Origin of the sequence: Actinomyces sp. MRS3W, assembly GCF_032465695.1 — a bacterium.
Taxonomy (GTDB): Bacteria; Actinomycetota; Actinomycetes; order Actinomycetales; family Actinomycetaceae; genus Actinomyces.
On record NZ_JAWDJJ010000131.1, the window covers coordinates 1 to 6,796 of the forward strand.

A 6,796-nucleotide genomic window follows, 5' to 3' on the forward strand; every position below is an offset into this window, starting at 1 on the left:
GGTGGATACCGGCTGGGGGCCTGCGAGCTCACCGACCGCACCGGAAGGGTGCGGGTGCGGTTGCGGACCTGGGCGGTGTCGGCGGCTGCGTGCGAGTGTCAACCGTTCGCGTTCGGCCATGGCGAAAACGGTCGCAACCGGCGTCATGACGGGGGTTGATGGGGGTGGGTGAGAGTTGTGGGGCGAACACGGATTTGGTGAATGACCAACGGTTGGCATACCGTCTATGTGTGATGCGGCTGACATTGTAGTCGGCCGTCGTGGCAGGGGAGTGAGACATGACGAGCGACCAGACCTGGGCGGCCCGTGCGGCCTGCGCAAGCGTCCCGCCCGACCGGCTCTTCGGTAAAGGGGCGGAGCAACGCGATGCCCGTTCACTGTGCTTCACCTGCCCGGTGCGCATGGAGTGCCTGGCCGAGGCCCTCGACTCCGAGCTGAGCTTCGGCGTGTGGGGTGGCCTGACCGAGCGCGAGCGCCGGGCGCTGCTGCGCCGTTTCCCCGAGGTGACGAACTGGAGTGAGTGGCTGCGCCGGGAGGACGACGAACTGGTCGCAGAGATCCACGCCCGCCGGGCGCCGCGCATTCTCGCGCGGGTGCGCTGAACCAGTGCGGACGCGCTAAACGGGGCTTTCGTCGGGTGGCCTGCGGCCCGTAGGCTCGGGGCATGACTGATACTGCCCCCGTGACCACCTGGGAATACGCAACCGTCCCTCTGCTCATCCATGCCACCAAGCAGATACTGGATCAGTGGGGCGCTGACGGCTGGGAACTGGTGCAGGTTGTTCCCGGGCCGTCCGGCTCGGAGAACCTGGTCGCCTACATGAAGCGGCCGCGGGCCTGAGGCTGCGCTGCGGATGCGCCCCGCTGAGGCGGTTGGCATAGCGTCCGCGATACCGCAGGCCGAGTCCACTCGGCGACATACAACAAGCATCGAGACCGGCACGTTTAACGTGCCGGTCTCGATGTGTGACTAGATGCCGGTCTCACGAGAGGCGAGACCGGCGTGAGCGCCTGGTGGCGTCAGCGGGCGCGACGACGCAGACGGTCGACGTCCAGCAGTGTGACGGCGCGACCCTCGAGGCGGATCCACCCGCGGGAGACGAACTCGGCCAACGACTTGTTGACCGTCTCGCGGGAGGCGCCGACCAGCTGGGCCAGCTCCTCCTGGGTGAGGTCGTGCGGAACGTGGACGCCGTCCTCGGTGGTGGAGCCGAAACGGTCGGCGAGGTCCAGCAGCGCCTTGGCGACGCGTCCGGGGACGTCGGAGAACACCAGGTCCGCCAGCGCAGTGTTCGTGCGGCGCAGACGCTGTGCCAGGGCCCGCAGCATGTCCTTGGCGAGGGTCGGGTGCGTCTCGATGAAGCTCATGAGCTGGTTGTGCTCCAGCGCGAGCAGGTCGGTCGGGGCTACCGCCGTCGCCGTGGTGGAGCGCGGGCCCGGATCGAAGAGCGTCAACTCGCCAACGACCTCGCCGGGGCCGAGTACCGCCAGCAGGTTCTCTCGGCCATCGGCTGAAGCGTGGCCGAGCTTGACCTTGCCGGACAGGAGAATGTAAAGGCGGTCGCCCGGGTCGCCCTCGTTGAAGAGGATCTCACCGCGGCGCAGGGTGGTCTGCGTCATCATGTTGCGCAGCTCCTCCCGCTCCTCCGGAGTCATCCCCTCGAAGAGCGGAATTCTGGAGATAATACTGTCTTCCACGAAGATCCTCCTGTGGTGTCGTCTGGCGGGCCCGGGGCGCAGATGGGGCCTTACGTCATATCCTAGCCACGGCTTGTGACCCATGGCACGCCGACGTGCATTGTAGTCTGCATGTGTGCCAGGTCAAACTATCGCGCAGTCTGCGGGCCCCCTCGGTGGCGGACCGGACCCCGCGGCCGCACAGCGTGCCGCCGACGTCGACGACGAACTGGTGCAGCTGTATCCCGACGCCGGTTGCACCCTCAACCACGACGGTCCCTTTCAGCTGCTGGTGGCGACAGTACTGTCCGCCCAGACCACCGACGCCCGCGTCAACACCATCACGCCCGGCCTCTTCGCCCGCTATCCCGATGCCGCCGCCCTGGCGGGCGCCGACCGCGTCGACTTGGAGACGCAGCTGCGTCCCCTGGGAATGCAGCGCACCCGCGCCGACCGCCTCATCGCCCTGGGCGCCGAACTCGTGACAGAGCACGACGGCGTCGTCCCCGCCGACCGCGATGCGCTCATGGCTCTGCCCGGCGTCGGCCGGAAAACCGCCCACGTGGTGCTCGGCAATGCCTTCGGTATTCCCGCTATCACCGTCGACACGCACGTCGGGCGTCTGGCGCGGCGGCTGGGGTGGACGGCCTCGCGCAACCCGCTCGCCGTCGAGAAGGACATTGCCGCCCTATGGGATCCCGCACGCTGGACCGACGGCTGTCACCGCCTCATTGCGCACGGGCGGAGGGTGTGCCGGGCCCGCGTCCCTGCTTGCGACGCCTGCCGTCTGAACGCCGTCGGGCTGTGCCCACGGGCCGGTGTATGAGCGACGCGCGGCGCGACCTGCGGGCTGCCTGACCTCGCTGCGTCGGTGTGGGCGCGGTGGCCTGCACCGACCGGGGCGGCTGCGTCAGTTCGGTGAGGAAGGGCAGTAGCACGTCGATGAGTGCTTCGGGCGCCTCCTCCTGTGGGAAGTGCCCGGCGCCGTGGATCGTCACCTGCTGCAAGGGATGCGCCACGTGGTGGGTGTCGCGCGCATGCGCTTTGGCCGGCTGAACCGGGTCGAACTCGCCCTGTACGGACAACACCGGCACCGTCGTCGGGCGGGTCAGTACCGCCACCTCGGCGCGGCTGAGGGTGGAGCGGCGCATGCTCTCCAAGGCCGAGTGCGCCGCGCCCGGGCGTGCCATGAGCTCGGCATAGTATTCGGCGCCCTCGGTGACCAGCGGGCGGGTGGCGGGGGCGGCCCAGGAGCGCAGCAGGCGATCGACTCCCGCCGTCGTCCGCAAGCTGCGTTCGGGCAGCATCGGAACCTGGAAGAACAGGTGCTGCACCGTTGACCCCATGATGGAACGCATGTGCAGCGAGCGCAGGGCAAGCGGATGCGGAGCACCGATCGGAACTAGCCCCGCCGTCAGCTCCGGCTCCAGATTTGCGAGCGTCCAGCCGACTTGCCCGCCCAGCCCGGCGCCGACGACGACGGCGTGGTCGTGGCCCAGAGCCCGCACCACGGCGGTGACGTCCCGGGCCAGGGTGACCAGGTCATAGCCCGACGGGGGCCGGTCCGAGCCGCCGAAACCACGCAGGTCGAGGGCGGCGACCCGGTGGCCCGCGTCTGCGAGGGCCGGCATAACGTGCCGCCACGTCCACCAGCACTCGGGGAAGCCGTGCAGTAGCAGCACCAGCGGCCTGGCAGAATCCGTGGAGTCGTCTGCGAGGTCGGGGGTGTTGGCGTGGCCCGCGGTGGCGGGGGTGACAGCTGCGCGTGCGACGGCGGCGAGTGGCGCCTCGGGACCCGCGAGGGCGACGTGGAAGCGCGTGCCGCCGGCGGTGATATGGCGGTGGGTCCAGGGGCCGGGGCGAGTCACGGTGGCGTACACGCTGAGCAGCCTACTGACAAGGGGAAGGTTCACACGCGCCGGCGTCCCCTCACCCCCTTCACCGAAACCGGCACTAATGACGCACCCAAACCGGCACTAATGACATGCCGAGACCGGCCGAAACGGCTGAGGGTCGCCTAAGCTCGGGAGACCGTGGGTGCTTGGATCCCAGGAGATCTGTGGGTTCGGGCCCAGGATCTAGATAAGGAGCGGTGAACACGGGCCCGCCCCGGGCGTCATGAACACGTGTTCGTGCCAGGCACACGAGTTTTGGAGTTCTGCACTGTCTAGATACCTGCATATCTCCAGAACTCGTGTACATGACGGAAAGTCGTGTCTGTGGCACCAAGTCGTGTGCGTGGCACCAAGCTCGCGCGCGTCGTCGTCGATCATGACCGTCGCCCGTCCACAGAGTCGTCCAGCCTCCTCCCGCAGAACAGGCTCCGCCCGTGCCGCGACCGCCGACATGCCCACCCCGGTGGCCGATGTGCGGGCCACCCGGACGACGACGCTGCGCCCCAAGCGCCGCCACCGTGACTGCCGCCGGTCGGTGCCCGAGCAGCCTCCCGAACATGAGGCCGCCCTCAGCAACTTCGGCCGGTTTCGACACGTCATTAGTGCCGGTTTCGGCATGTTATTAGTGCCGGTTTCGGTGAGGGGGTGAGGGGGCGGGTGGCGGAATGGGCGCTCAGCCCAGCAGCAGGCTGGCCGCAACGTAGACGGCGGTGCCGCCCACCAGCGATGCTCCCATGGAACGGCGCCACACGTGCAGCCCGGCTGTGGCGCCGATGCCGGCGACGGCGGGAAGCCAGGTGGACGGGGCGGTGGACACGCCGTCGAGCGTGTAAGCGACCAGCACGATCATGACGCCCAGCGGCATGGCGTCGCCGAGGAAACCAAGCAGAGGCATGCGGGCTCGACCCCGCAACAGCACAAAGGGAGCAATACGGCAGGCGAAGGTGATCGCGGCGACCACCACCACGGTCAGCGCCAGTTGAGAATTGGTGAGCATCAGCGGCCGTCCTCGCGTGCGTCGGCCCGGCGGCGCCATGCGTACAGCCCGATAAGCGCCACCGCGAGCGTTCCCAGCGCGCTGAGCAGAGCCGCCGAACCGCCGACGGCCAGGCCGACGGCGCCGGCGACGAATCCGCTGAGTAGCACCGCCAGATCTGGGTGGGCGCGCCAGTTCTCGATGGCTAGGACGACGAATAGTGCCGTGAGCACAAAGCCGAGCAACTCGACCCGTTCCCCGATGAGGGCCGCGAGTCCCGTGCCCGCCAGCGCCCCCGTCGTCGTGCCGGCGATCCATGCCGAATGACTCAAGGCCTCCACGGTGACGATGTAGCGGCCGCTCATGGCCGCGCGGTCGCGGGAGGCCAACAGGGCATAAACCTCATCGGTAATGGCGTGGATGGCGTACAGGCGGGTGGCCAGACGCCCGCGCACGCGATCGAGCGGGAAGCCCAGCCCGTAGAAGACGTGCCGTCCGGATACGAACAGGGTGGAGGTGGCGATGACGGCCAGGGGCTCCCCAGCGCCGGCGAGCGGCACCAGCAGCATCTGCATGGTTCCCGAGTAGATGACCAGGCTCCACAACGGAGCCCACCACCAGGCCAGGCCCTCGGCGACGAGCAGCAGCCCAGCGGCCAGCCCAAGCGTGATGTAGCCGACGACGATCGGCACGGCGTCCCGAGCGCCGTCGCGCGAGGTGGTCATGCGCGGTGCTGCCGGCGCACAGGTGCGTGACGGCGGTAGCTTGGAGGGAGAGGCGCTGGGATCGGGCACCGACACAGGTTAGAGGACCCGACGTCCACCCGTCCGGGCGGGTTTGATGGTGAGACTCGGTGCGGTGCGATGAGCGCAACGTTGGCGCTAGTTGGGGCAGCGGTGGCCCCGGCGTCGGCGGGGACGAGGAGCGCCCGCCGGGCGCGCTAGTCGGTGCGCCGCACCCGGTCGATAATCTCCTGCTCGCGGCGCCCTGCGCGGCGAGCACTGTGCGAGATGACCCCCACCATGAGCATGAACACCCCGAAGGCGACGAACTTGCCGCTGACGGCGTCGGCCCAGAAGTAGGAAGACAGGGAGGAACCCAGATCGGAGTGCGCGGTGAGCCGGTCGAGGAACGGTCCGAAGCTGTTGCTCATGGACTTCGCGGCTACCAGGAACGGCAGCCCGAGTGCCGTGGACACGGCGCCGACGACGAATGCTCCCAGGCTGGAGCGGCGCGCCGTCCACAGTGCCACCGCGAGCACAACCACGCCCACGCCGAGCTCGATCAGCCCGCGCGCCGAGGTCCCGAAACGCAGCGGCGTGGCCCCGGCGACGGCGGCTGCAGCGCCGTCGTGAAGGAGGAACCAGGCCAGGGGCAGGGCGATGATCCAGACGAGCACGCCGGCCCAGTGGGCGGCCGCGCGGGACTTCGGATGACCCACGACGCTGGAACCGTCCAGCAGGATGTCGTCCTCCGAGCGCGGCTTTGGAGTCGGCTTGACCGACTTGTCGGCGGGCGTGGTGGAGGGCGGGGCGGTATCCGGCTCGACAGCTTGCGCGAACAGGCGGGGCCTTGCCGCGGAGGGCTCCGTCGGCGTGCTCGGCTCGGTATCCGGCACGGGCGTGGTCTCGGTGGCGTCGGCCGGGGTGAAGACGGCTTCATCCTCTGGCGGGGCGGCATTCACGGGACGGTCGACGCTCGGGGCCCGCGTCACCGGCGTACTGCTCCTGTTGCTGTCCGTGCCCGCTGTGCTGGCGCAGGTCTGGCCGCAGATCCCCGGCCGCAGTCTGCTCACCCGGTTGCTGCCGAATGACCCGACCGGCGCGAGTTTGCTGGTCGCCGGCATCCTGCTCATCACAATCGGCTGGGGAGCGCATCTGGCCCGCCGCTCCGGCCGGCTGCACGAGCTCGCCGATCTTCGCTCCCAGCAGACCCCGACGCCGCCGCAGGGCCTGGCCCGCCCGCACCGCTGACGGGCTGACGACGCCGCCCACCCGGCGACGACGACGTCTCGTTACTCCTTCGGGCCGCGCCCCGGCACGCCTCCCCGCGTGTGCGGACCGCACCGTTACTGTGTTGCATAGCAGTTGCGCAGCACAGGTGTAGCAGGAGGTTCCGATGAGCACCGATACCAAGGCAGCCGGTCCCGATCCGGACGACGACGCAGCATCGGCGCAGCCCAGCGTCGGAGACACGACACCCGCCGACGACGTCGTCCCGGTAGACAACTTCGCGCCTGCCCCGCCGG

At 69.4% G+C, this 6,796-nt stretch carries 9 protein-coding genes; 4 read left to right on the forward strand and 5 right to left on the reverse strand.

The annotated features are described in order from the left end of the window. Positions 1-278 precede the first annotated feature (278 nt). The gene (locus RWX45_RS04470; RefSeq protein ID WP_316022573.1) at positions 279-602 is read left to right on the forward strand and encodes a WhiB family transcriptional regulator; all 324 of its coding nucleotides are present in this window, start codon (positions 279-281) and stop codon (positions 600-602) included. Positions 603-682: 80 nt separating this feature from the next. Beyond that, a complete protein-coding gene (locus RWX45_RS04475; RefSeq protein ID WP_316022579.1) occupies positions 683-841 on the forward strand; it encodes a DUF4177 domain-containing protein in 159 nt (52 codons plus the stop codon). A gap of 179 nt (positions 842-1,020) precedes the next feature. Here the strand turns inward: RWX45_RS04475 and RWX45_RS04480 are convergent, their stop codons facing one another. Next, positions 1,021-1,698 carry a Crp/Fnr family transcriptional regulator gene (locus RWX45_RS04480; RefSeq protein WP_316022574.1) on the reverse strand — a complete coding sequence of 226 codons (678 nt, stop codon included), beginning with the start codon at positions 1,696-1,698 and terminating at the stop codon, positions 1,021-1,023. Positions 1,699-1,813: 115 nt separating this feature from the next. Here RWX45_RS04480 and nth point away from each other — a divergent pair, with 115 nt between their 5' ends. Next, entirely contained in the window at positions 1,814-2,503 is a 690-nt protein-coding gene (gene nth / locus RWX45_RS04485; protein ID WP_410050674.1) for an endonuclease III, read from the forward strand. Here the strand turns inward: nth and RWX45_RS04490 are convergent. The 4 genes from RWX45_RS04490 to RWX45_RS04505 all read right to left on the reverse strand — a co-directional run bounded on the left by RWX45_RS04490 (position 2,406) and on the right by RWX45_RS04505 (position 6,262). Beyond that, positions 2,406-3,557: an alpha/beta hydrolase gene (locus RWX45_RS04490; RefSeq protein ID WP_316022575.1), complete on the reverse strand. Its 1,152-nt coding sequence runs from the start codon at positions 3,555-3,557 to the stop codon at positions 2,406-2,408. The two genes, nth and RWX45_RS04490, sit on opposite strands and share 98 nt — an antisense overlap. A 688-nt stretch (positions 3,558-4,245) precedes the next feature. Continuing rightward, positions 4,246-4,569, reverse strand: a complete 324-nt coding sequence (locus tag RWX45_RS04495) for a branched-chain amino acid transporter permease (protein WP_316022576.1) — start codon at positions 4,567-4,569, stop codon at positions 4,246-4,248. Beyond that, positions 4,569-5,273: an AzlC family ABC transporter permease gene (locus RWX45_RS04500; RefSeq protein WP_316022581.1), complete on the reverse strand. Its 705-nt coding sequence runs from the start codon at positions 5,271-5,273 to the stop codon at positions 4,569-4,571. The genes RWX45_RS04495 and RWX45_RS04500 overlap by 1 nt, the downstream gene beginning before the upstream one ends. A 215-nt stretch (positions 5,274-5,488) precedes the next feature. Continuing rightward, a complete protein-coding gene (locus tag RWX45_RS04505) occupies positions 5,489-6,262 on the reverse strand; it encodes a hypothetical protein (RefSeq protein ID WP_316022577.1) in 774 nt (257 codons plus the stop codon). 25 nt (positions 6,263-6,287) lie between these two features. Between RWX45_RS04505 and RWX45_RS04510 the strand changes: the two genes are divergently transcribed. Next, positions 6,288-6,521 carry a hypothetical protein gene (locus RWX45_RS04510; RefSeq protein ID WP_316022578.1) on the forward strand — a complete coding sequence of 78 codons (234 nt, stop codon included), beginning with the start codon at positions 6,288-6,290 and terminating at the stop codon, positions 6,519-6,521. Positions 6,522-6,796 lie beyond the last annotated feature (275 nt).